This window comes from Arthrobacter zhangbolii (assembly GCF_022869865.1).
In the GTDB taxonomy this organism is placed as follows: domain Bacteria; phylum Actinomycetota; class Actinomycetes; order Actinomycetales; family Micrococcaceae; genus Arthrobacter_B; species Arthrobacter_B zhangbolii.
This window is the reverse complement of the sequence record NZ_CP094984.1, coordinates 2,928,801-2,951,182: the sequence shown is the minus strand read 5'-3', so window position 1 is coordinate 2,951,182 and position 22,382 is coordinate 2,928,801. Positions and strand designations below refer to the sequence as shown.

The window sequence follows — 22,382 nt, the reverse complement described above, 5'->3', positions numbered from 1 at the left end:
CGTGCGGGGTAGAGCGATAATGGGAACATGCGCCTAGGCGTCCTCGACATCGGGTCCAACACCGTCCACCTGCTGCTGGTGGACGCGCATCCCGGTGCCCGCCCGGTCCCGTTCGCCTCGCACAAACGCCCGCTCCAGCTGGTTTCCTACCTGGATGCGGACGGTGCCGTCAGCGAGGCAGGCCAGCTGGAACTGATCGGCTTCGTCAACGAAGCCTGGGACTTCGCCCGCCGGCACGGTGCGCAGGACCTGCTGGCGTTTTCCACCTCGGCCATCCGCGAGGCCGCCAACGGTACCCGGGTGCTGGACCGGGTACACCGGGAAACCCCGGTGCGGCTGGAGGAACTCTCCGGCGCGGACGAAGCAGCCATGACGTTCCTGGCAACCCGGCGCTGGTACGGCTGGGGTGCCGGGACCATCCTTGACCTGGACATCGGCGGCGGCTCCTTTGAGATGGCACTCGGGGCGGATGAACTGCCGGAGATCGCCCGGTCCCTTCCGCTCGGTGCCGGCCGGCTGACCCGGGACTGGCTCCCCGAAGACCCGCCCACCCCCAAAAGCATCAAGAAGCTGCGCAAGTACATCAGGGAACTGGTCCGGGAAGCGGCCGAGGAATTCGCGCCTTTCGGCCGGCCGGACCTGGTGACCGGAACGTCCAAGACCTTCCGTTCGCTGGCCCGGATTGCCGGCGCGGCGCCGTCCGCTGCCGGTCCCTTTGTCCGCCGCAGGCTCAGCCGCGATGACCTGTCCGTCTGGACCAAGCAGCTCGGCGCGATGAGTGCCCGGGACCGGTCCAGGCTGGACGGCGTTTCCGCGCTGCGTGCCCCGCAGATGCTCGCCGGTGCCCTTGTGGCGCAGGCGGCCATGGAAGCCTTCGACGTCCCCGTCCTGCGGATCTGCCCCTGGGCCCTCCGTGAGGGCCTGATCCTGCGACGCTTCGACACCCTGCGCTTTGAAACTCCCGGCGAGCTGCCCCGCGGCCCGGCCGAAGGCGAGGAATTCCTCGTGGCCGCCGCGGCAGCGCCCGCCCCGTCAGCTGTCCACGGAATTTCCCCCAACGGAAAGCCCAGCTAAATGCCCACCTCACCACTGCCAGCGACCGAGCCCGCCACCATCCCGGTGGCGCTCTCCAGTGCGTCGGTCTATCCGCTCTCCGTGCACGATGCCTTCGCGGTAGCCAACGACCTCGGCTACGACGGCGTGGAAGTCATGGTCACCAACAGCCAGATCAGCCAGAACCCGGACACCCTCCGCGGGCTCAGCGAACGGTACCAGCAGCCGATCATGGCAATCCACGCACCTACGCTGCTGCTGACCCAGCAGGTGTGGGGGAAGGCCTGGACCAAGATTGAGCTCTCCGCCGCAATGGCCGCAGAGGTCGGCGCCTCCACCGTGGTGACCCATCCGCCGTTCCGCTGGCAGACCGGTTACGCAGAGAATTTCGCCGAAGGTGTGCGCAACATCGCGGAGCAGTACGGCGTCACCATCGCCGTGGAAAACATGTATCCGTGGCGCGTCCGCGGACGGGAAGCCAAGGCCTACCTGCCGCACTGGAACCCGGTGCCGGAACCCTACGAGCACGTGACCTGGGACTTCTCCCACGCCGCAATCGCCGGAATGGACTCCTTCGAGGAAATCCGCAAACTTGGCGACCGGCTCAGCCACGTTCACCTCACCGACGGCACGCCCAACGGCAAGGACGAGCACCTGCTTCCCGGAGAGGGAACCCAGCGCTGTGCCGAAGCGCTCTCCTACCTGGCGGACAACGATTTCAAGGGGGTGGTGGCCATTGAGGTCAGCACCCGGAAGGCCAAGGGGGCCGGGGGGCGCGAGGAACAACTCAAGCAGACCCTCGAGTTTGCCCGGGAGCATCTGCGCCCCAAGGCGCCGGTCTCCCGCTAGTGACCCGGGAACGCCCCCGGGACACTCTCCGGAGCGCCGCATGACAGAATCGAAGCCATGGACAGCGCACAGAACCCCCGACTGACATTCCTGGGCTGCGGCTCGATGAACGAAGCAATTCTTGGCGGCATCCTTGCCGGCGGGCTGGCACCGGAGCAGGTCACGGCCACGGTCCGGCGCGCGGAGCGTGCCGCGGAGCTCAGGTCGGCCCACGGAATCACGGTGCTGGCCGGGAGCGAGGATCCGGCCGCAAACGCCAAGGCGGTGGCCGGTGCCGATCTGGTGATCGTGGGCGTTAAGCCCGTCGGTGTGGCGGACCTGCTGCGTGAGATTTCCACGGCTCTTCCCGCAACCGCCGTCGTCCTCAGTGTGGCGGCCGCCGTGCCGCTGGTGCTGATGGAAGAGCTCCTTCCCGCGGGCCAGCCCGTGATCCGGGCCATGCCGAACACACCCTCGCGGCTGGGCCGCGGCGTGGTGTCGATTTCCGCGGGCAGCTCCGCCGGCCCTGAGGCCATGGAACTGGCCCGGCAGGTCCTCTCGGCGACCGGCACGGTGGTGGAAGTTCCCGAAGACCAGGTTGATGCAGTGTCCGCTGTCAGCGGCTCGGGCCCCGCATACGCGTTCTATCTGGCCGAAGCCATGGCACGGGCCGGCGTCGAACTCGGGCTGGACCCCGACCTTTCGGCCCTCCTGGCCCGCGAAACCGTGGCAGGTGCCGGGTACATGCTCGCTGAGCCCGATGCGGACGCTCCGGCTCTGCGGCGTGGTGTCACCAGCCCCAACGGCACCACCGAAGCGGCCATCAGGACCTTCGACGAGCAGGACCTGCCCGGCATTATTGCGGCTGGTGCCCGTGCGGCGGCGGCCCGTGCCGAGGAAATCACGGCCCAGCTCACCGCCTAGGGCGGACTCACTACCCGCGCCGGCTCACTACCCGCGCCGGCTCACCACCGGAGGCGGCGGCCGGCGCGGTCGCCCGCAGCAGCCTAGGGCCGTGCGGCGAAGCGTTCCAGCAGGTCCACGTGGCCGGCCACAATCAGGGTGTCGCGGCTGGAGACCTTCGTGTCCGGCTGTGCGTAGGTGAAATCCTCGCCCGGGGATTTCACCCCGACCACGGTGACGCCGTACTTGGCCCGGACGTTCGCCTCGCCCAGGGTAAAGCCCTGGGTTTCCTTGGGCGGATGCATTTTGACAATGGCGAAGCCGTCGTCGAATTCGATGAAATCAAGCATCCGGCCGCCCACCAGGTGTGCGGCGCGGCGTCCGGCGTCGGCTTCGGGGTAAATAACGTGGTTGGCGCCGATCCGGGTGAGGATCTTCCCGTGGGCAGGGGTGATGGCCTTGACCCACAGGTGTTCAATGCCCAGGTCCACCAGGTTTACGGTGATCAGCACGCTGGACTCGATCGAGGTGCCCACGCCCACCACGGCGGCGGAGAAGTCCTCGGCGCCCAGCTGCTTGAGCGCTTCAATGTTAGTGGCGTCGGCCTGCACCACGTGGGTGAGGATGCCGGAGGCCTTCTGTACCAGCTCGGGGTCGCGTTCCACGGCCAGGACTTCACGGCCCTGGCGGACCAGCTGCTCTGCGGTGGCGGCGCCGAAGCGGCCCAGTCCAATGACCAGTACCGGGGCGTTGTGGGCGGGTCTGTCAGCCAATGATCGGCCTTTCTTCGGGGAAGTGATAAAGCGTGGTGCGCTGGCGTACTGCCAGCGCCGCGGCGAGGGTGATGGTACCGACGCGGCCGGCAAACATAAGCAGGGCAAGCACGTATTTGCCCGACGGCGGCAGTATCTCGCTGAGCCCGGTACTCAGGCCCACCGTGGCAAAGGCGGAGATCACCTCGAACAGCACCGGCTGCAGGGTCTCATCGGTAATCACCAGCAGTGCCAGGGTGGCCACTGCCACCAGAGTGGCGCCCAGGATGGTTACGGAAATGGCCACGCGCATGGCGCTCTGCGGAATGGTCCGGCCGAAGGCACGCACATCGGCATCGCCGCGCGCCTCGGCCACAATGGCGAGGAACAGGACCGCAATGGTGGTGACCTTGATGCCGCCGGCCGTTGACGCCGAGCCGCCGCCGGCAAACATCAGCATGTCCGTGACCAGCAGGGTGCTGGAGTCCAGATCGGACATGGACACCAGGTTGAAGCCGCCGGAGCGTGTCATGACGGAAGCGAAAATGGCGTGGATGATTTTGTCCCCCACGGACAGGTCACCGATGGTGCGGGTGTTGAACCATTCGAAGGCGGCCCAGACCAGGGCTCCCACCACCAGCAGGATCAGGGAGACCAGCACGGTCAGCTTGGTGTGCAGGTTCCATTTGCTGATGCGGTGCCGGGTGCTGATGAGCACCATGATCACCGGGAAGCCGAGGGAGCCGATGAAGACGCCCACCATCAGGGGGATGAGGATCCACAGGTCCTCGTCATAGGGCACCAGACCGTCGGAGTGCGGGGTGAATCCGGCGTTGTTGAAGGCTGAGATTGAGTAAAACACGGCGTGCCAGACGGCCTGGCCGAAGGATTCGCCCAGGATCATGAACCGGGGCGCCAGGACCAGCGCCAGTGCCAGTTCAATGATGACGGCGGTGCTGAAGACAATGCGGAGCAGGTGGCCCACCTCGCCCAGCCGGCCGGTGTTCATGCCTTCCTGGGCAAGAAGCTTTCCGCGGACGCCGAGGCGTTTGTTGACGGCCAGGGCCAGGAGGGATGCCAGGGTGAGGATGCCCAGTCCGCCCACCTGGATGGCGATGAGGATCATGACCTGGCCGAAGGCGGACCAGTACGTGGCGGTGGACACCACGGTGAGTCCGGTGACGCAGACGGCGGAGACCGCCGTGAAGAACGCGTCATGCAGGGGCGCGGGCTCGCCGCTGCTGGAGGCTGCCGGCAGGCTCAGCAGTGCGGTGAAAAGGAGGATGACGAGGATGAAGACAAACAGTGCCAGCCGTGCCGGCCGGCCGCTGAACACGCCTGCAGCGAAGTCCCGGATCCCGGTAAGGACCGCGGGGCCGGTGCGTTGCTCCGTGCGCAGCGGACGCTGCGGAGGCAATGGCATATTCAAGTCGTTCCAGTTCCAGTTCTTGTCCGCAGGGAGTGCGCACGGTTGAGAATTCAGCACAACAGATGGGGCGGGTAAAACTCCTGATCCGGCGGATGCGCGCGGACACCAATATCAGGGTAACCCCCACATCGCGTAGCCTGTCTGCATGATCAGTTCCGGGCTCAGCCTTCCCGTTATGCCAACGTGCATTGTCTGGGATGAATCCCTGCTGGCCTACAACTTCGGGCAGGGGCATCCGATGGCCCCGGCACGCCTTGAACTCACCGCCCGGCTGGCCCGGGAGGTAGGACTGTTCGACGTCGAGGGGGTGCGGCTGGAACAGCCCTACGTCGCCGCCGCCGCGGACCTATTGACCGTGCACAGTTATGAATACGTCAGTGCCGTACAGGCTGCCAGTGCGGATCCGGCCGGCAGCGACCAAAGCATGGGCCTGGGCACCGAAGACACTCCGGCGTTCGCCGGGATGCATGAGGCCAGTGCGCGGCTGGTGGGCGGGTCCCTGGCCGCAGCGGATGCCGTGCTGTCCGGCAGCGTGCTGCACGCAGTGAACTTTTCGGGCGGGATGCACCATGCCGGGCGCGCGAAGGCGTCCGGTTTCTGCATCTATAACGACGCCGCGGCCGCCGTCGCACGTCTGCTGGCCAAGGGCGTGCAACGGGTGGTGTACATCGACGTCGACGCCCACCACGGTGACGGCACACAGAACATTTTCTGGGACGACCCGCGCGTGATGACCATTTCACTGCATGAAAGCGGACTGACGCTGTTCCCCGGCACGGGGTTCGCCAACGAAACCGGCGGCAAGGGAGCCGAAGGCACTGCGGTGAACATTGCCCTGCCAGCCCGCACCTCCGACGCCGGTTGGCTGCGGGCCTTCCACGCCGTCGTGCCGCAGCTCACCGAGGCCTTCGCCCCGGAAGTCATTGTCAGCCAGCACGGCTGCGACAGCCACACCGATGATCCGCTGACCAGCCTGCGGATCAGTGTCGAGGCGCAGCGGCAGGCTGCCCTGACCATCAGCGATCTGGCCGGCAGGCTGTGTGAAGGGCGCTGGATCGCCACCGGCGGCGGCGGGTACAACGTGGCCTCGGTAGTGCCCCGCTCCTGGGCGCTCCTGATGTCGGTGGCCGTCAACGGCAAGGTGCGCCCGGCCACCCCGCTGCCCGCCGCCTGGCGCGATTATGTGCTGGAGAAGCACGGGGTCCGGTGCGGGGAGACGATGGGGGACGGGGTGGATCTCTGGTGGCGGTCCTGGGAAGTCGGATACGACCCCAATGATGAGATTGACCGGACCGTCATGTCCACGCGTAAGGAGTTGTTCCCGCTGCACGGGCTGGATCCCTGGTTTGATTAGACCCGCGTCACACCGGTATGCCGCGCCAGACATATGCGGTTAGGGTAATTCCCATGGTCTTTGACGATGTATTTGCAGTGATCGCGGAAGGAACGCGCCGGGAGATCCTGGGCGCCCTGCGTACGGGCGACAAATCGGTGGGAACACTGGTGGAGGAACTGGAGGTCAGCCAGCCCACCGTTTCCAAGCACCTGAAGGTGCTCCGCGAAGCCGGACTCGTCACCATGCGGGCCGAAGGCCAGCGGCGGTACTACTCCCTGCAGGCCGCGCCGCTGGAGGAGCTGGCGCTGTGGCTGCGCGCCTTCAGCCTGCCCTCCATGACGGAGCAGGCGCCCCGTCTGGCCGCCGTGTCCGCCGGTCCCGCACAGAGCGCCGCCGCTGCAGCTTCAAGTGCGCTGGTATCCGGTGCAGCCGAGCCCCGGCCGCTGCCGGTCGACGCCGGTGTCCACCTCGGCCGGACCGTGGGCCGTGCGGCAGAACGTGCCGCGGACCTTCTGGGCCAGCTGCCCAAGTTCCGCCGCCGCCGCCCGTAGGCGGGACTTTTGCGCGCCTTCGTTACGCCCCGCATCGCGCCTTGGCGGACGCGGTATTAGCGTAGTGCGTACCGGGGGAGAACCAGACGCATAAGGAGCAACAGCATATGGAACGTGTACTCACACGCGTGCGCGACGACGTATTCCGCCGGAATCCGGGCGAAACGGAGTTCCACCAGGCGGTGGTGGAAGTGTTCGACTCCCTCGCCCCCGTGCTCCGCAAGCATCCGGAGTTCGCCGAAGCGGCCATTCTGCAGCGGATCTGCGAGCCGGAACGGCAGATCATTTTCCGGGTGCCCTGGGTCGATGACAAGGGACAGGTCCAGATCAACCGCGGCTTCCGGGTGGAATTCAATTCAGCACTGGGCCCGTACAAGGGCGGGCTGCGCTTCCATCCGTCCGTTTACCTGGGCATCGTCAAGTTCCTCGGATTTGAACAGATTTTCAAGAATGCGCTGACCGGCATGCCCATCGGCGGAGGCAAAGGCGGTTCGGACTTTGATCCGCGCGGCAAATCCGACGCCGAAGTGATGCGTTTCTGCCAGTCCTTTATGACCGAGCTGTACCGGCACATCGGCGAATACACGGACGTCCCCGCCGGTGATATCGGTGTGGGCGGACGGGAGATCGGATACCTGTTCGGACAGTACAAGCGCATCACCAACCGGTACGAATCCGGGGTTCTCACCGGCAAGGGCGTGAGCTGGGGAGGTTCCCTGGTCCGTCCGGAAGCAACCGGCTACGGTGCCGTGATGTTTGTGCAGGAGATGCTTAAGACCAAGGGCATGAGCCTTGACGGGCAGCGGGTTATTGTCTCCGGTTCAGGCAATGTGGCCATCAACGCCATTGATAAGGCGCAGATGCTCGGTGCCACCGTGGTGGCGTGTTCGGATTCCTCCGGTTACGTGGTGGATGAAAAAGGCATTGACGTGCCGCTGCTGCGCCAGATCAAGGAAACCGAGCGCGCACGGATCTCCGAATATGCGCAGCGCCGCGGTTCGCATGTGCGCTACGTGTCCGGCGGGTCCATCTGGGATGCAGGAGCCGGCGTCGCCCTGCCCTGCGCCACGCAGAACGAACTGAATGAAGACGATGCGCTGGCATTGATCAAATCCGGTGTGCGTGCGGTGGCCGAAGGCGCAAACATGCCCTGCACCCCCGCGGCCATCAGTGCGTTCCAAAGCGCCGGGGTGCTGTTCGGGCCGGGGAAGGCTGCCAATGCGGGCGGTGTAGCGACCTCGGCGCTGGAGATGCAGCAGAATGCCAGCCGGGATTCCTGGTCCTTCGAGCACACGGAGCGGCGGCTTAGCGAGATCATGGTCAACATCCATGAGCGCTGCGCCCGTACCGCCGAGGAATACGGGTCTCCCGGGGATTACGTGGTGGGTGCGAACATCAGCGGGTTCGTTAAAGTCGCGGACGCAATGCTGGCCCAGGGTGTGATCTAGGTTCTCTTCCGCCACTTGGCGGCTGACCCGGCGGGAGGAACTTCCACTATGGTTACTTCAGCCACTACAGTAGGGACAATACGGGGACATCTGTGACATACGTCGCCGGAAGTCCGGTGAAGTGTTTCCCCACAAGATGTCCCTCAGCCTCAGGCGTTCCGCGAATGCCGCTGCTGCGGGCAGCAGCTTAATGAGCAAAGGAACAGGAATAGATGGCAGACGAGGGGAACTTCTCGGATGTGCGGTTTCTGACGGTGTCGGAAGTCGCCGACGTCATGCGTGTTTCGAAGATGACGGTGTATCGGCTGGTCCACTCCGGTGACCTGCCTGCTGTCCGCTTCGGACGCTCCTACCGGGTGCCGGAGTCGGCAGTCCAGAAGGTGCTGCGTGACGCGGTCATAGACCGGCGGTCAGACACGGCCTAGCCGTGACGCTGCACGGTATCCCGCCGTTCCGGCGCTCAGGCTCCCGCTGTCAATTTCTGCAGCAACGAAGCTGTACCCTGTTAAGGAACGTTTTCAATCGCAAGTAACTGCCGGTGTTCAACCCCTGCGCCCACGGCTGCAGGGAGAGGATCCGGTGACTCCTAATAGTTTGTGAGGACTCTGTGGGTTCAGTAATCAAGAAGCGCCGCAAGCGTATGGCCAAGAAGAAGCACCGTAAACTGCTTCGCAAGACCCGTCACCAGCGTCGCAATAAGAAGTAATAACTTCTTCTCAGCGACCGCAGTCAGTTGCCGGCCCTGCCCCGCGCAGGATCCGCGCAACTGCGCAAGAGCCCGTCAGTCCCTTGTGGATAGGCGGGCTCCGGTTTTTAAGCCCCGCGCCGTCGGTGGACCACTCACGGAGATGCCACCGCTAAGCGCGGGACAGGAGCAGGCCCAGACCCGAACGGTTAGCGCGAACGGACCCAGCCCAGGCCGCGCCACAGGCCGTAGGCCGCTCCGGCGACTGTGGCCGATTTCAGGCCCAGGGTCGCGGCACGGCGGCCGGAACGGAAGTCATAGATGGGCCAGTTCCGGTCCCGGGCGTGGCGGCGGAGCCGGGCGTCCGGATTGATGGCTACGGGATGGCCCACCAGGCTCAGCAGCGGCACGTCGTTATAGGAGTCGCTGTAGGCCCAGCAGTTCTGCAGATCCAGCCCTTCCTTCTCTGCCAGGGCCCGGACACCGGCAGCCTTCGCCGGGCCGTGCAGAAACTCGCCCACAAGGCGGCCGGTATACAGCCCGTCGGTGACCTCGCTGACCGTGCCCAGGGCGCCGGTGAGGTTCAGCCGGGAAGCGATGACGGAGGCAACCTCCACGGGTGTGCCGGTGACCAGCCAGACCGGCCGCCCGGACTTCATATGCTGTTCGGTCAGGGCACGGGTGCCGGGCCAGATCTTCGAGACAATCATCTCGTCATAGACCTCTTCGCCGAGCGTCCGGACATCTTCCGAGGACAGGCCGACGGCGAAGGCCAGCGCGGCATCCCGAACGGAATGGACGTCCTTCAGGTTCTCGCCCTGCAGGATGAAGCGCAGTTGTTTCCGGGCGAAGCCCGCGGCTTCGCGGAGGGTAAAGACTTTGCGCTGGTACATCTTGCGGCCGACGTGGAAAAGGCTTGCTCCGCGCATGAGCGTGTTGTCGACGTCGAAGAAGGCGGCCTCACCCGGTCTGCCTGCCGCGCCAGTGGTTCCGTTGGCTCGGACAGCAGTGGATCGGGGCATAATCCGAGTCTACGCAAAACGCGGCCCGAGCGCGGAAAAACGGGACTTTGGGGCTATTTTGGATTCATGAGTGAATCCGCAGCACCGGAAGTTGTCCTCCTGACCAGGCCGGGCTGCCACCTGTGCGAAGATGCCCGGCTGGTGCTTCAGCGTGTGGGGCAGGATCTGGGAGTTGCCTGGCAGGAGCGCAGCGCGGATGACGCGCCTGAACTGGCGGCCCGCTTTGGCGAAGAGATTCCCGTGCTCTTCATTGACGGCATCCAACGTGATTTCTGGACCATTGACGAGACGCGGCTGCGGCGCCTTTTGGAGGCGTGATGGATCCTGACGAGGCCCGTTCCGGCGAAGCCGCCGGGTTACAGCCCGTAGCAGCCGGCACTGGCAGGCCAGCGGCCGGCACGGCAGGGTCAAAAAGGCATATTCCGCCGGCTTCCCTGGCCCGCCTCACCATCTACCTGCGGGCCCTGTCCGTGATGCTGACCGACGGCATTGAGCGGGTTTCCTCGGAGGAACTCGCCGAAGCAGCTGGCGTGAATTCCCCGATGCTGCGTAAGGATCTGTCCTATCTGGGCTCCTACGGAACCAGAGGAGTTGGATATGACGTCTCCTACCTGAGTGGACAGATATCCGCTGCTCTGGGGCTGACTCTGAACTGGCGGGTGGCCATTGTCGGTGCCGGCAACCTTGGCCGCGCCCTGGCCGGGTACCCCGGGTTTGGCACACGGGGTTTCGAGGTGGTGGCCCTGTTCGACGCGGATCAGACGATGATCGGCCAGGAAGTCGGCGGGCTGAAGATCCGGCCGGTTTCCGCGCTGGAAGCGGAGCTCGAGAAGACCGAGGCGAATATGGCGGTTCTTTCGGTGCCTGCCGAGGTTGCGCAGGAGCTCTGTGACCGGTTGGTTGCCTCAGGAATTACCAGCATCCTCAGTTTTGCTCCCGTGGTGCTTCAGGCTCCCAAGAATGTCCAGATCCGCAAAGTGGACATGGCCACGGAGCTGCAGATCCTCGCCTATCACGCGCAGCGGGCCCAGGTATCGGAGATCGCATCGGATGCCCGCGCCCGCCTGGCACGCTAGCTGCTGCGGCGTATGCTGCCTGTCTGCAGGGTGCGCGGACGGAACCAGGGTGCCGCTCCCTTGGTGAACGTTGCCGCCGCCCCGGCCGCGGCGAGGCACGCCGCGGCGAGCTGCCATCCCGTGCCCAGGTTGATGCAGTACAAAAGCGCGACAGCGGCCAGCACGGCGGAGGCCACCCGCGCCCACCGGCGTTTGTCCCGGACCAAGGAGGCAAGCAGCATCGCAATCCCGAAAATCACCACTGCGTAGGCGACGTCCACGGCCGCAAGGATCCGGCCATACAGGGATGCGTTGAAGCCGTAGCGCTCCAACAGGCCTAGATACGGCGGCAGGGTGTCACTGCCCGGGAGCCGTGCAACGGCCGCCAGCGTGGCCATCAGGTTCATAATGCCCGCGCCGGCGATCAGGGCATACGCGGCAACTATGACCGGAACGGGGTTGCCGGTATGGGCCGGAAGCCTGCGTTGCAGGCTGCGCGCCACGGCAACGACCCGCGTCGATGCCGCGCTGGCGCCGGCATGAACCCGCGCGGCTCCGGCGCGGGCGGTGTTGGAGGTGCGGACGGCAGCTGTGTGGGCGCCGGCCTGGACGCGGACGGCTCCGGCGTGGACGTGGGTGGCGGTGGTGCGTGCGCCGGCTTGGACCCGGAGGGCTCCGGCGCGGGCGGTGTTGGAGGTGCGGACGGAGGCTGCGTGGGCGCCGTCCCGGACGCGGACGGCTCCGGCGTGGACGTGGTTGGCGGTGGTGCGTGCGCCGGCTTGGACCCGGAGGGCTCCGGCGCGGGCGGTGTTGGAGGTGCGGACGGAGGCTGCGTGGGCGCCGTCCCGGACGCGGACGGCTCCGGCGTGGACGTGGTTGGCGGTGGTGCGTGCGCCGGCCTGGACTTTAGCGGCTCCGGCGCGGGCGGTGTTGGAGGTGCGGACGGAGGCTGCGTGGGCACCGGCCTGGACCCGGACAGCTCCGGCGCGGGCGGTGTTGGAGGTGCGGACGGAGGCTGCGTGGGCGCCGTCCCGGACGCGGACGGCTCCGGCGTGGACGTGGTTGGCGGTGGTGCGTGCACCGGCCTGGACCCGGGCCGTCCCGGCCCGGGCGGTGCCGCGGCCCCACAGATACGCAGCACGCGCTCCCTCGCGGAACCACGCGTAGGCACTACCCAGCCCGGCCCCAACCCAGGTAAAAGCCGCATGCAGCCCGGTCCGGAACCAGGCGAAGGCTGAGCGCAGTCCCGCGCCGATCCAGACGAAAGCGGCCCCCAGGCCTGCACCAAACCAGAGGAATGCAGTGCGTGGTCCACCGGCCGGCCAATCCGGCAGTACAGGTTCAGTCCGCTCCGGAGCGGCAGGAGGCCGTTTTTCCCCATCTACCGGTGTCCGAAGGTGGAGCGGGCGCCTCACGGCCAGGACACCTTCCCGGTCGCGCGCGGGAAGAGCGGGAGGATCGTGCTGCTGCGGCGCGTGGGGGAGTGGGGTGTCCTCCGCCGGCGTCTGGGAGTTGGGTGCTTGAGGGTTCGGAAGCAGTGCGGCCATGGTCATCCTTCACAGCGGAACGGCGCCCTCCGGTGAACTTGGCTCTCACCGGGGGAGGACATAACGCTACGCGGGCATAACCGGCATGTGACCCCTCCGGGCTGCTTCCCGGGCCTGCGGAGGTGAAAACTCTCCATCGCCCTTTTGAGTTGTTTTGGCGACCGGCACCGTCAGTACGGGTAGGGCGGTGCAGAACGGAAGTATGGTCTTGACGCGGGCAGATAGAGCAGCACAATCCCGGCGATCCCCAGCAGGCTGGAGAGCAGCGCCAGGAAGCCCAGGGGGGAGCTGAAATACGTGCCGGCGGTGGTGACGATGCTGATCAGGGAGAAGGCGGCAAAGACGGTTCCCAGGATGCGGGCCCAGTTCTTTCCACGCCGCACCATCAGCCCGATCAGAATGTAGAAGCCCAGGCCGATCACGGCTACCACAATGCCAAACGAGACGAGAAAGGAATTGACGCTCTGGCCATCCATTCCGCCGTCCGTGATGGTCTGCTGCTCCTCGGGAGTCAGCAAGGACGGAAGGTCGAACGAGGTAATGACATTGTTGATGAAGCTCAGGGCACCGGCAGCCAAAATGAGCCAGGACCCGATAAGCACCTCGCGGGGCGCCGGACCCTTTGCAGGCTTGGCGGGGAAAGACGGTGAGACGTACCCGGATGGCTGGGCGGCCTGATAGCCGTAGGGGCCTGAAGCGTATTGGCCATATTGGGGCTCCGGCCGGTTTCCAATAGTGTTTCCGGCACCGTCGGCGCCTCCCGCGGGTCCCGGGCGGGGATCGGGCGGCCCCTGCGGATTGTTCCCGGGATCAGGGTTGTTCTCTGGTGTACTCATATCCACCTGCCTGCTGGTCGGTATCGAAGAGGCGGTCCGGTGGGAAAGTGCCGTCGGCACACAGGGGCCGGGCACCCCCGCAGCCAGATATCCAGCCTAGCGCGCCCGGCCGGCAAGGGTCAGGGGCCGCGGGAAGTTCATCCCCGGCCCGGGTGCCAAAAGACATCACAAAAAGAAACAGCACAGCCCCCTGCCGGATGGCGGGGGGCTGTGCTGAAGAGGGAGTGCTGCCTACGCGGCTACGAAAGCGGCGTCCACGGTGATGGTGACCTTGTCGCCCACGAGGACGCCGCCGGTCTCCAGCGCTGCGTTCCAGGTCAGGCCGAAGTCCTTGCGGCTGATGACGGTGCTGGCGGAGAAGCCGGCGCGGGTGGCGCCGAAGGGATCCACGGCCACGCCGTTGAATTCGGTATCCAGGACCACGGTGCGGGTGATGCCCTTGATGGTCAGATCGCCGGTGACCTTGTAGGTTTCGCCGGAGCCTTCGATGCCGGTGGCGGTGAAGGTGAGTTCCGGGAACTGCTCGACGTCGAAGAAGTCGGCGCCCTTGACGTGGCCGTCGCGGTTGGCGTCATTGGAGTTGAAGGAATCGGCAGCGATCACAGCGGTGACCGTGGTGTCTGCGATGGTTTCGCCCACAGTCAGGGTTGCTTCAACCTTGTCGAACTTGCCGCGGACCTTGCTGATGCCGGCGTGCCGGACGGTGAAGCCGACTTCGCTGTGTGAGGCGTCGAAATTCCAGGTTCCGGTGGTGAGGCCGCTGGGGATCATGTGATTGCTCCTTCTGTGACAGTGTGGTGCGGAGAAGACCCCCGCAGCATTTTCATGCATTTGCATACAGTGTTGCATGGATTGGTTAAAGGTTCAAGTGAATCCCGGAGTCTGGTTTGGGGAATTTAGCGGCTGGCGCTATCTCTGCGAAACTGGGACACATGTCCCGCTCATCCATACATCTCGTGCGCCACGGTGAAGTCTTCAATCCGGACAAGGTCCTTTACGGGCGCCTTCCCGAGTTCCACCTGTCCGATCTGGGACGCCGGATGGCGGACCGCGTGGCCGGACACTTTGATGAACGGCGCAACGACGGCGCCAATCTGGTTTATCTCGTCGCCTCGCCCCTGACCCGTGCGCAGGAGACAGCTGCTCCGATTGCCGCCGCGCTGAAGCTGGATATCGCCACCGACGAGCGCATTCTGGAAGCTGAGAACCGCTTCGAAGGCATGTCCAACATTCAGAGCAGGCTTCGGAACCCGCGCTACTGGCCACTGCTGCGCAATCCCATGCGTCCGTCCTGGGGTGAGCCCTATGCCAAGCAGGTGGCCCGGGTGATGGCTGCCGTCGACGACGCGCGGATGCGTGCCGTGGAGCTCGGCGGAGATAACGCAGAGGCTGTCCTGGTCAGCCACCAGCTGCCCATCTGGGTGACCCGGCTCGCCGCCGAAGGCAAAAAGCTCTGGCATGATCCGCGCCAGCGGGAATGCACCCTGACCTCGGTCACCACACTGGATTTTGACGGCGCAGAACTCGTAGGCGTCCGCTACGCGGAGCCCAGTGCCGACCTCCTTCCCGGCGCAGCAAATGTCCCGGGAGCATAATAGAATTACTACGCGTTGTAGAAGTGGCTTCCCCCTGCCGCGATGAAAGCTGGAAATCCTTGAAGAAAAGTCAGAGCCCTGACGCGGCCCTCGGGCGCCGCTCCTTCCTTCGGCTCGGTGCCGGACTGGCCGTCAGCGTACCGTTTGTCGCCGCTGCTGCCGGCTGCTCCTCGGATGATCCGCTGGCAGAACAGGCCAATGCAGGAGACAACAAGAACTACATTGCCGGTGACGGCTCAGTCACGGAATACGATCCCGCCGACCGCGGCGAAGCAGTGCAGCTTTCCGGCACGCTTTTTGACGGCACCGAAGTGAGCTCCGCGGACTGGGCAGGCGCCGTCGTCGTCCTCAACTTCTGGTACGCCGCCTGCGCCCCCTGCCGCAAGGAAGCCCCCGACCTGGTGGAGCTGCACAACACCTTCGAACCCGACGGCGCGCGTTTCTACGGCGTGAACATCCGCGACGAAAAGGCCACGGCCGAAGCCTTTGAACGGAACTTCAACGTTCCGTACCCCAGTTTTTATGACAAGGACGGCGGCGTGCTGCTTGCGATGGCCAACGTGGTTCCGCCGCAGGCCGTACCCACCACCCTGGTGCTGGACCGGCAGGGCCGTGTCGCAGCGCGCATCCTCGGACTGGCGGACAAGGGCACCCTGAAGGCCCTGATCAGCGACGCGCTGGCAGCGTAGGGACGTGTCCTTTCTTACAGCAGCGGTGAACCCGGCCGCGGAATCCACCGCCAATGCCTTTGCGGACACCGTACTCAACGGCTCCGTGCTGCTGGCCATCCCCGTAGCTGCCCTCGCCGGGCTGGTTTCCTTTCTCTCACCCTGCGTCCTTCCCCTGGTCCCGGGATACCTGGGGTACGTCACCGGACTGACCGGGGTGGATCTGCAGAAGCAGCGCCGGGGGCGTATGTTCGCCGGCATCGGACTGTTTGTGCTCGGGTTTTCCCTGGTGTTCGTGGCGCTCGGTGCAGGCATCGGGCAGCTCGGGGCCTGGCTGAAGGGTTCTGAACAGGAATGGATCACCCAGGCGCTTGGCGTGGTGGTGATCCTGCTGGGCATTGTCTTTATGGGCGGCATGAGCTGGTTCCAGCGCGACCGCAAGATCGAAGCCAAGCCGCCGGCAGGCCTCTGGGGCGCTCCGGTGCTGGGAATCACGTTCGGGCTGGGATGGGCACCGTGCATCGGCCCGACGCTCTCCGCTGTACAGTTACTCTCCTTCTCCGGCAGTGACGCCAGCGCCGCCAAGGGTGCACTGCTGACTTTTGTCTACTGCCTCGGGCTGGGACTGCCGTTCCTGCTCCTGGCCGTCGGCTTCCGGCGGGGAATGGGTGCCCTGGGCGTCTTCCGCCGGCACCGTCTCGCCCTGCAGCGTTTCGGCGGCGGAATGCTGATTGCCTTGGGCGTGCTGATGGTCAGCGGCGTCTGGAACGTGTGGATCAACCAGCTCCAAGGTTGGTTGGGTAACGTGACACTGCCGATCTGATGTACGAGCGAATGAACAGTGAGAACAGACGAAGCATGAGAACACCTTGACCCCGAAACCGGATGACGTGACTGACAAAGCCAAAAAGCCCGTATCCCCGTCCCGCCCGTCCAAGGCCGGCCGGGATGACGTGGCGCTGCCCGCGCTGGGCGTGCTGGGCATGCTCCGGTGGGCCTGGAACCAGCTGACCAGCATGAAGACGGCGCTGTTCCTGCTGCTGCTGCTCGCCGTCGCGGCTGTGCCCGGTTCGCTGTTTCCGCAGCGGCCCGCCGATCCGTCGGTGGTCACGCAGTACATCAAGGACAACCCCGAGACCGGGCCGTGGCTGGACCGGTTCCAGCTTTTTGATGTGTACTCCTCGGTCTGGTTCTCCGCGATCTACCTACTGCTGTTCATCTCCCTGATCGGCTGCGTGATCCCGCGGGCCAAGGCGCACTTCAAGGCCATGCGCTCCAAGCCGCCGCGCACCCCCAGCAAACTGTCCCGGATGCCCGAGTACGGCACCCTCACCGTTCCGGCGTCCGCGTCCCTGACCCCGGCCGACGCCGTGCGCGACGCCGCGAAGGTCCTGCGCAAGCGTGGCTACCGCGTGGATGTCCGGGGGACCGACACGGACCGGCCCTCGGTTGGCGCCGAGCGCGGGTTCGCAAAGGAACTGGGCAACCTGGTTTTCCATACCTCCATGATTGGGGTGCTGGCCTGTGTGGGTATCGGCGGGCTCTTCGGCTACAGCGGACAGAAGATCGTGGTGGAAGGCGAGTCCTTCGTGAACACCCTGGTCAGTTATGACACCTTCACACCGGGCTCCAACTTCACCGAGAACCAGCTGAGCCCGTACGCGCTCACCCTGGACAAGTTCGAGGTCGAATTCGACCGCGAGTCAGAGACCCACTACGGCCAGCCGCTGGACTTTTCCGCCTACATGACCGTGAGGGAGAGCCCCGACGCCGAACCGCGCGAGGAGCTGCTCAAGGTTAACTCGCCCCTCACGGTGGGCGGCACCCGCGTGTACCTGGTCGGCAACGGTTACGCCCCCACCGTGACGGTGCGCGACGGCGAGGGCAACGTGGCGCTGCAGGGTCCGGTCGTCGCGGTCCCCACCGACGGCGTGTACACCTCGCTGGCGGTGATCAAGGCTCCCGACGCCAAGCCGGACCAGCTGGGCTTTGTCGGCTTCTTCCTGCCCACCGCCATGATCGACGAGGCAGGGGTCAGCTACTCCGGGGACCCGGATCCGATCAACCCACAGCTGAACCTGAACTCCTACTACGGGGACCTTGGCCTGGATGAGGGCGTGCCGTCCAACGTCTACGTACTGGAAACCGAAGACCTCACCCCGCTGAACAACCGTGACCTGGACGCCGGGGGCATTGTGCTCGCCGCCAACCAGACCTACGAACTGCCGGAGGGCAAGGGGTCAATCACCTTTGACGGGCTGAAGCGCTACGCGGCCCTCGACATCCACCACGATCCGGGCAAGACCGGTGTACTGATCTTCTCCGTCCTGTCCCTCTCCGGCCTGGCAGCCTCGCTGTTCCTGGCCCGCCGGCGGGTCTGGGTCCGGGCCGGCCAGCATCCGGACGGCCGCGTGATGGTCGAGTACGGCCTGCTGGCCCGCGGCGAGGATGCCCGCCTGTCCAGCGAGGCGTCCACTATCCGGGGCCTGCTTTCGGAGAAGTGGCTGGCACAACAGGACACGCACGGACACAATGATGGGCGGGTCAGCGTACCCGCAAACGCAGCGGCGGAGCGCAGCACCGCCGAAGAATCAGGTAAGGACCGGTAATGCCATCCATCGATTACACCCTCGCGAGTTACAGCGAGCTGTTTATGCTGCTGGCAGCATTCGCTTATACGGTCGCGTTCCTGGCCTTTTCATGGGATCTGGCCAAGAGCAGCAAGACCATTCAGGCGGTCGAAAGCCGGCTGGAGACCAAATCCCGGGTGCGGGAAACCGTTCCGGCCGGCGCTCCGAAGAACGGCTCCGCGCGGTCCTGGGACCCTGACGGCGGGCGCGAAGCCCAGACCGCCGACGCCGGCATGGGCTACACCGGTCCGCGCCGCAACGCCGCCCGCGTCGGCGTGGCGCTGACCGTGCTGGCTGCCGCCGTGCACGCAGCGGGCGTTATCACCCGCGGCATGGCTGCCCACCGCGTGCCCTGGGGCAACATGTACGAGTTCTGCACCACGGGCGCGCTGGTGGTGACCGTAGTGTTCCTGCTGGTGCTGACCCGCCGCGACCTGCGCTTCCTGGGCACGTTTGTCCTCGGTCTGGTGCTGATCATGATGATGGCGGCCACCATCGGCTTCCCCACCCCGGTGGCGCACCTGGTACCGGCCCTGCAGAGCTACTGGCTGATCATCCACGTTTCCGTTGCCGTGATTGCCTCGGCCCTGTTTACGCTCACGTTTGCCATGTCGGTGCTGCAGCTGCTGCAGGCTGACCGGGAAACCCGCATCCGCTCCGGACGCCCGGAACGTCTGCCGTTCCTGCGGATTGTTCCCTCCGCCCAGAGCCTTGAGAACCTGGCCTACCGCATCAACGCTGTTTCCTTCGTGCTGTGGACCTTCACCCTCATGGCCGGCGCTATCTGGGCCGAACAGGCCTGGGGCCGCTACTGGGGCTGGGACACCAAGGAAGTCTGGACCTTCGTGATCTGGGTGGTCTACGCCGGTTACCTGCACGCCCGCGCCACCCGCGGCTGGACCGGTACCCGTGCCGCCTGGCTCTCGGTTGTCGGTTACCTCTGCGTGGTCTTCAACTTCACCATCGTGAACATGTTCTTCTCCGGCCTGCACAGCTACGCCGGCGTCTAACCCCGCCAGTGGAAAGGCCCGCCCCGGAATCCCGGGGCGGGCCTTTTTACGCCTGGAGGGGAAGCCCTTTTCAGCGGGCTCATGGCGGAGGAATGCCTGCTGCGGCGGGCGGCCGCGAATGCGGGGAGCCTAGGCCCCGGGCTTGCCGTCGTCGCTTCGGCGGTCCTGTTGTTCTTCGCGGGCCCGAAGCTCCGCCTCGCGGGCTTTGAGCTCGGCTTCCTTCTGTTCCTGCCGGCGGCGGATTTCGAGGTTACGCAGGAAATCGGGATCGTCGTCGGGCGCTGAGGGACGGCGGGGCTGCCGCGGTCCGGACCCGCCGGAACCGCCGGACGGCCGGCCGAAGAGGAACCACAGCGCAGCACCGATCACCGGTACCAGGATGATGGCAAGCACCCAGGAGACCTTCGAAATGCTCCGCACCTCGTTCGCGCGGGACATGATGCAGTCGATGACGGCGTAAATGATCACAGCAGCGACAAGGATGACGCCGAACAACACAAGACGAGGCATAGGCCCATTGTAGTTGAGCGGCCCGTCGGCAGGCTCCGGCGCCGCCAAGGAGCCGGCCGAACCCGCGTGCGCCTAGAATGGAGGCGTGGCTTTCTGGAAATTTACTGCACTCCGCCTGGGTTTGGTGGCCGTCTTCTTCGTGATCTGCCTGTGGATGGGACTGGGCGTCCTGGTGTCCGCGCTGGCCGCTGCAGTCCTGGCCTGGTGCGTTACCTATCTGTTTGCCCGCAACATGCGCGACGAAGCGGCCCGTACCGTTCAGCGCCGCTTCACCGAGGAACGGGCACCCAAGCGCAACCGTGCCGAACTGGATGACTCAGCTGCCGAGGACGGTTTGGTTGCCGGTAACCCCGATGTGCAGATCGACAACGACCGCCGCCGCGACGTCTAAAGCGCCGCCGGGAGGCAAGCCGCGCCGCCGGCCGGTCCGGCCAGACCGGGAGCCGGCCGGGCCCGGCTAGGCCAGGAGCCGGGTGATGACCAGCCCGGCAGCGTAGAGCACGCTGAAGCCCAGGTTGATCAGCCCGGTCTGCTTCAGGACCGGGATCAGGCTTCCGCGCTTTTTGCCCGTCAACATCAGCCAGCACGGCATGATGCACGCCGGCACCAGTAGCAGCACCAGCAGGATCCACGGGTAGCTGCCGGCGATCAGCAGCGGCAGCAGCAGGGCCAGGGCCAGCATCATCACGTAGCTGATCCGCGCGGGGCCATCGCCCAGCCGCACGGCAAGTGTCCGCTTGCCAGCCTCACGGTCCGTGGGAATGTCCCGGACGTTGTTGGCCATCAGCAGCGCCATGGCGATCAGCCCGGTGCCCACCGCTCCCAGCACGGCAGCGGTATTGATTTCCAGGGCCTGCGTGTAGGTGGTGCCGAGGGTGGCGACAAGGCCGAAGAAAACGAAGACAAACACATCGCCCAGGCCCAGGTAGCCGTAGGGGTTCTTTCCGCCGGTGTACCCCCAGGCGGCGGCCACGCAGCCGAAGCCGACCAGAATCAGGTACCAGCTCGAGGCCAGGATCACCAGTGCGAAGCCGGCCACCATCGCGGCGCCGAAGCACACGAAGGCCGCGTATTTGACCTGCTTGGGTGTGGCCAGCCGGGAACCGGTGAGCCGCAGCGGGCCCACCCGGTTATCGTCGGTGCCGCGGATGCCGTCGGAGTAGTCGTTGGCGTAGTTCACGCCCACCTGCAGCAGGATGGCCACAATGGCTGCCAGCGCGGCACGGACCGGATGGAAGGCTCCGAGGTCGTAGGCGGCAGCCGAGCCGATAATGACCGGCGCTATTGCCATCGGCAGCGTCCGGGGACGGGCGCCTTCTAACCATTGGGCGGCTGTAGCCACAGTTTCAGTCCTTAGTTCTTCGGTTACGGGAAATCAGGTTCAGTGTTTAGCCGCGGCAAGCAGCCGCAGCAGCGTCATCCGGTCCGCTTTGCCGTTGGGCAGCAGCGGCAGGGATTCGAGCAGCAGGACCACCTTCGGCACGGCCGCGGCTCCCAGCCGGGAGCGGACGGCCTCGCGGACCAGCTCCGGGTCAACGCTGCCGACGACGGCGGCGCCCACCCGGGAGCCCCACTCGGCGTCGTCGAGACCCAGCACAAAGGCCTGCTCCACGCCGGCCACGGTTTCCACGGCCCCGGCAACCGCCTGAGCCGAGATCTTGATGCCACCGCTGACGATGACGTCGTCCAGCCGGCCGGATACATGAACCCGGCCCTGATCATCCACCGTGCCGGTGTCATCGGTGCGGAACCAGCGGCGTCCGGAATTGAACCGGAAGCGGTCCCGGGTCAGTTCGGGGCGTCCCATGTAACCGTCGGCCAGCACGTCGCCGGCAATCCACAGGCGTCCCTCCTCCCGGATGACGTCGATGCCGGGCAGCGGAACACCGTTGTAGACGCAGCCGCCGCAGGTTTCGCTCATCCCGTAGGTGGTCACCACGTTCAGGCCGTGGCTGCGTGCCTTCTCCAGCAGGGGAGCGCCTGCGGGGGCGCCGCCGAGCAGGATCGCGTTGAACCGGCGCAGCACGCGGAGGGTTTCCGGCGCCGGGTCCTGCAGCAGCCGGTGCAGCTGGGTGGGCACCAGGGAGGTAAACCGGTTGCGGTCCGTCATGTCCTCGGCCGCCCGGGTAAATACCTCCGCGCTGAACGGAACGGACAGGTCCATAAACACCGGTTGCGTGCCGGCATAGAGGGACCGGATGAGGACCTGGACACCGGCAATGTAGTTCACCGGCAGCGCAGCGAGCCACTGGCCGTCGGCCTCCAGCGCCATGGCGGTGGCCATCGAGGACGCGGCCAGTGCGTCCGTGGAGAGCATGGTCTGTTTCGGGGTTCCGGTGGAGCCGGAGGTGCTGATCACCAGCGCAATGTCATCATTGGGCAGTTCGCCGTCGAAGGTCTGGCCGGGATCCGTGTGCGGTGCCACGGCGGGCCCCTCGCCGGCCAGCGCATCGGCCAGCGGGGCAAGGAGCATCCCCGGATCGAATCCGGGGGAGATCAGGACTGGGAGCAGTTCCAAAGCGGT

The 22,382-nt window shown here is 65.9% G+C and carries 25 protein-coding genes; 16 read left to right on the top strand and 9 right to left on the bottom strand.

All coding sequences use genetic code 11. The features are described 5' to 3' along the window. Nucleotides 1-27: 27 nt before the first annotated feature. The 3 genes from MUK71_RS13745 to proC are packed head-to-tail and all read left to right on the top strand — an operon-like array spanning nucleotide 28 to nucleotide 2,805. Nucleotides 28-1,074 carry a Ppx/GppA phosphatase family protein gene (locus MUK71_RS13745; RefSeq protein WP_227902491.1) on the top strand — a complete coding sequence of 349 codons (1,047 nt, stop codon included), beginning with the start codon at nucleotides 28-30 and terminating at the stop codon, nucleotides 1,072-1,074. Beyond that, a complete protein-coding gene (locus MUK71_RS13740) occupies nucleotides 1,075-1,902 on the top strand; it encodes a sugar phosphate isomerase/epimerase family protein (protein WP_227928593.1) in 828 nt (275 codons plus the stop codon). 57 nt (nucleotides 1,903-1,959) lie between these two features. After that, nucleotides 1,960-2,805, top strand: a complete 846-nt coding sequence (gene proC / locus MUK71_RS13735; RefSeq protein ID WP_227928596.1) for a pyrroline-5-carboxylate reductase — start codon at nucleotides 1,960-1,962, stop codon at nucleotides 2,803-2,805. Nucleotides 2,806-2,888: 83 nt separating this feature from the next. Here the strand turns inward: proC and MUK71_RS13730 are convergent, their stop codons facing one another. Together MUK71_RS13730 and MUK71_RS13725 are read right to left on the bottom strand one after the other, a co-directional pair. Continuing rightward, entirely contained in the window at nucleotides 2,889-3,557 is a 669-nt protein-coding gene (locus MUK71_RS13730; RefSeq protein WP_227902487.1) for a potassium channel family protein, read from the bottom strand. Continuing rightward, entirely contained in the window at nucleotides 3,550-4,959 is a 1,410-nt protein-coding gene (locus tag MUK71_RS13725) for a TrkH family potassium uptake protein (RefSeq protein WP_227902485.1), read from the bottom strand. Before MUK71_RS13725 ends, MUK71_RS13730 begins: the two co-directional genes overlap by 8 nt. A gap of 151 nt (nucleotides 4,960-5,110) precedes the next feature. Between MUK71_RS13725 and MUK71_RS13720 the strand changes: the two genes are divergently transcribed. The 5 genes from MUK71_RS13720 to MUK71_RS13700 all read left to right on the top strand — a co-directional run bounded on the left by MUK71_RS13720 (nucleotide 5,111) and on the right by MUK71_RS13700 (nucleotide 9,006). Then, a complete protein-coding gene (locus MUK71_RS13720) occupies nucleotides 5,111-6,319 on the top strand; it encodes an acetoin utilization protein AcuC (RefSeq protein ID WP_227902484.1) in 1,209 nt (402 codons plus the stop codon). A 53-nt stretch (nucleotides 6,320-6,372) separates the two neighbouring features. Continuing rightward, entirely contained in the window at nucleotides 6,373-6,852 is a 480-nt protein-coding gene (locus tag MUK71_RS13715; RefSeq protein WP_227902482.1) for an ArsR/SmtB family transcription factor, read from the top strand. Nucleotides 6,853-6,959: 107 nt separating this feature from the next. After that, on the top strand, nucleotides 6,960-8,300 hold the full coding sequence (gene gdhA, locus MUK71_RS13710; RefSeq protein ID WP_227902480.1) for an NADP-specific glutamate dehydrogenase: 1,341 nt from the start codon (nucleotides 6,960-6,962) through the stop codon (nucleotides 8,298-8,300). A gap of 212 nt (nucleotides 8,301-8,512) precedes the next feature. Further along, the gene (locus MUK71_RS13705; RefSeq protein ID WP_227902479.1) at nucleotides 8,513-8,725 is read left to right on the top strand and encodes a helix-turn-helix domain-containing protein; all 213 of its coding nucleotides are present in this window, start codon (nucleotides 8,513-8,515) and stop codon (nucleotides 8,723-8,725) included. Nucleotides 8,726-8,907: 182 nt separating this feature from the next. Continuing rightward, nucleotides 8,908-9,006, top strand: coding sequence for a 30S ribosomal protein bS22 (locus MUK71_RS13700; RefSeq protein ID WP_003792170.1), 99 nt, complete (start codon nucleotides 8,908-8,910; stop codon nucleotides 9,004-9,006). Between the two features lie 188 nt (nucleotides 9,007-9,194). Here the strand turns inward: MUK71_RS13700 and MUK71_RS13695 are convergent, their stop codons facing one another. After that, nucleotides 9,195-10,007, bottom strand: coding sequence for an HAD family hydrolase (locus MUK71_RS13695; RefSeq protein WP_227902478.1), 813 nt, complete (start codon nucleotides 10,005-10,007; stop codon nucleotides 9,195-9,197). A 66-nt stretch (nucleotides 10,008-10,073) separates the two neighbouring features. Between MUK71_RS13695 and MUK71_RS13690 the strand changes: the two genes are divergently transcribed. Together MUK71_RS13690 and MUK71_RS13685 are read left to right on the top strand one after the other, a co-directional pair. Further along, nucleotides 10,074-10,325: a glutaredoxin family protein gene (locus MUK71_RS13690; protein WP_227902476.1), complete on the top strand. Its 252-nt coding sequence runs from the start codon at nucleotides 10,074-10,076 to the stop codon at nucleotides 10,323-10,325. Next, nucleotides 10,325-11,083, top strand: coding sequence for a redox-sensing transcriptional repressor Rex (locus tag MUK71_RS13685; RefSeq protein ID WP_227902474.1), 759 nt, complete (start codon nucleotides 10,325-10,327; stop codon nucleotides 11,081-11,083). The genes MUK71_RS13690 and MUK71_RS13685 overlap by 1 nt, the downstream gene beginning before the upstream one ends. On the opposite strand, the gene MUK71_RS13680 is transcribed toward MUK71_RS13685, so the two are convergent. From MUK71_RS13680 to MUK71_RS13670, 3 genes are all read right to left on the bottom strand, one after another. Next, nucleotides 11,080-12,477, bottom strand: coding sequence for a hypothetical protein (locus tag MUK71_RS13680; RefSeq protein WP_244802782.1), 1,398 nt, complete (start codon nucleotides 12,475-12,477; stop codon nucleotides 11,080-11,082). The two genes, MUK71_RS13685 and MUK71_RS13680, sit on opposite strands and share 4 nt — an antisense overlap. Before the next feature lie 302 nt (nucleotides 12,478-12,779). Then, a complete protein-coding gene (locus MUK71_RS13675; RefSeq protein WP_227902470.1) occupies nucleotides 12,780-13,445 on the bottom strand; it encodes a hypothetical protein in 666 nt (221 codons plus the stop codon). Nucleotides 13,446-13,676: 231 nt separating this feature from the next. After that, a complete protein-coding gene (locus MUK71_RS13670; RefSeq protein ID WP_227902467.1) occupies nucleotides 13,677-14,216 on the bottom strand; it encodes a YceI family protein in 540 nt (179 codons plus the stop codon). Nucleotides 14,217-14,377: 161 nt separating this feature from the next. Here MUK71_RS13670 and MUK71_RS13665 point away from each other — a divergent pair, with 161 nt between their 5' ends. The 5 genes from MUK71_RS13665 (at nucleotide 14,378) to ccsB (ending at nucleotide 19,348) form a co-directional block, all read left to right on the top strand. Beyond that, complete coding sequence (locus MUK71_RS13665; RefSeq protein ID WP_227902466.1) at nucleotides 14,378-15,040, top strand: histidine phosphatase family protein; 663 nt, start codon at nucleotides 14,378-14,380, stop codon at nucleotides 15,038-15,040. Between the two features lie 59 nt (nucleotides 15,041-15,099). Beyond that, the gene (locus MUK71_RS13660) at nucleotides 15,100-15,729 is read left to right on the top strand and encodes a TlpA family protein disulfide reductase (RefSeq protein WP_423724607.1); all 630 of its coding nucleotides are present in this window, start codon (nucleotides 15,100-15,102) and stop codon (nucleotides 15,727-15,729) included. Between the two features lie 4 nt (nucleotides 15,730-15,733). Then, nucleotides 15,734-16,531 (top strand): cytochrome c biogenesis CcdA family protein, encoded by a 798-nt coding sequence (locus MUK71_RS13655; protein WP_227902465.1) that lies wholly within the window; start codon nucleotides 15,734-15,736, stop codon nucleotides 16,529-16,531. 67 nt (nucleotides 16,532-16,598) lie between these two features. After that, nucleotides 16,599-18,317 (top strand): cytochrome c biogenesis protein ResB, encoded by a 1,719-nt coding sequence (gene resB, locus MUK71_RS13650; RefSeq protein WP_423724608.1) that lies wholly within the window; start codon nucleotides 16,599-16,601, stop codon nucleotides 18,315-18,317. Continuing rightward, nucleotides 18,317-19,348, top strand: coding sequence for a c-type cytochrome biogenesis protein CcsB (gene ccsB / locus MUK71_RS13645; RefSeq protein WP_227928600.1), 1,032 nt, complete (start codon nucleotides 18,317-18,319; stop codon nucleotides 19,346-19,348). Before resB ends, ccsB begins: the two co-directional genes overlap by 1 nt. Nucleotides 19,349-19,477: 129 nt before the next feature. Here the strand turns inward: ccsB and MUK71_RS13640 are convergent, their stop codons facing one another. Beyond that, the gene (locus MUK71_RS13640) at nucleotides 19,478-19,858 is read right to left on the bottom strand and encodes a PLD nuclease N-terminal domain-containing protein (RefSeq protein ID WP_227928602.1); all 381 of its coding nucleotides are present in this window, start codon (nucleotides 19,856-19,858) and stop codon (nucleotides 19,478-19,480) included. An 85-nt stretch (nucleotides 19,859-19,943) separates the two neighbouring features. Here MUK71_RS13640 and MUK71_RS13635 point away from each other — a divergent pair, with 85 nt between their 5' ends. Continuing rightward, nucleotides 19,944-20,249: a DUF4229 domain-containing protein gene (locus MUK71_RS13635; protein WP_227902462.1), complete on the top strand. Its 306-nt coding sequence runs from the start codon at nucleotides 19,944-19,946 to the stop codon at nucleotides 20,247-20,249. A gap of 66 nt (nucleotides 20,250-20,315) precedes the next feature. Here the strand turns inward: MUK71_RS13635 and MUK71_RS13630 are convergent, their stop codons facing one another. Together MUK71_RS13630 and MUK71_RS13625 are read right to left on the bottom strand one after the other, a co-directional pair. Beyond that, nucleotides 20,316-21,200 carry a 1,4-dihydroxy-2-naphthoate polyprenyltransferase gene (locus MUK71_RS13630; RefSeq protein WP_227902461.1) on the bottom strand — a complete coding sequence of 295 codons (885 nt, stop codon included), beginning with the start codon at nucleotides 21,198-21,200 and terminating at the stop codon, nucleotides 20,316-20,318. Nucleotides 21,201-21,239: 39 nt separating this feature from the next. Continuing rightward, nucleotides 21,240-22,376 (bottom strand): AMP-binding protein, encoded by a 1,137-nt coding sequence (locus MUK71_RS13625; RefSeq protein ID WP_227902460.1) that lies wholly within the window; start codon nucleotides 22,374-22,376, stop codon nucleotides 21,240-21,242. Nucleotides 22,377-22,382 lie beyond the last annotated feature (6 nt).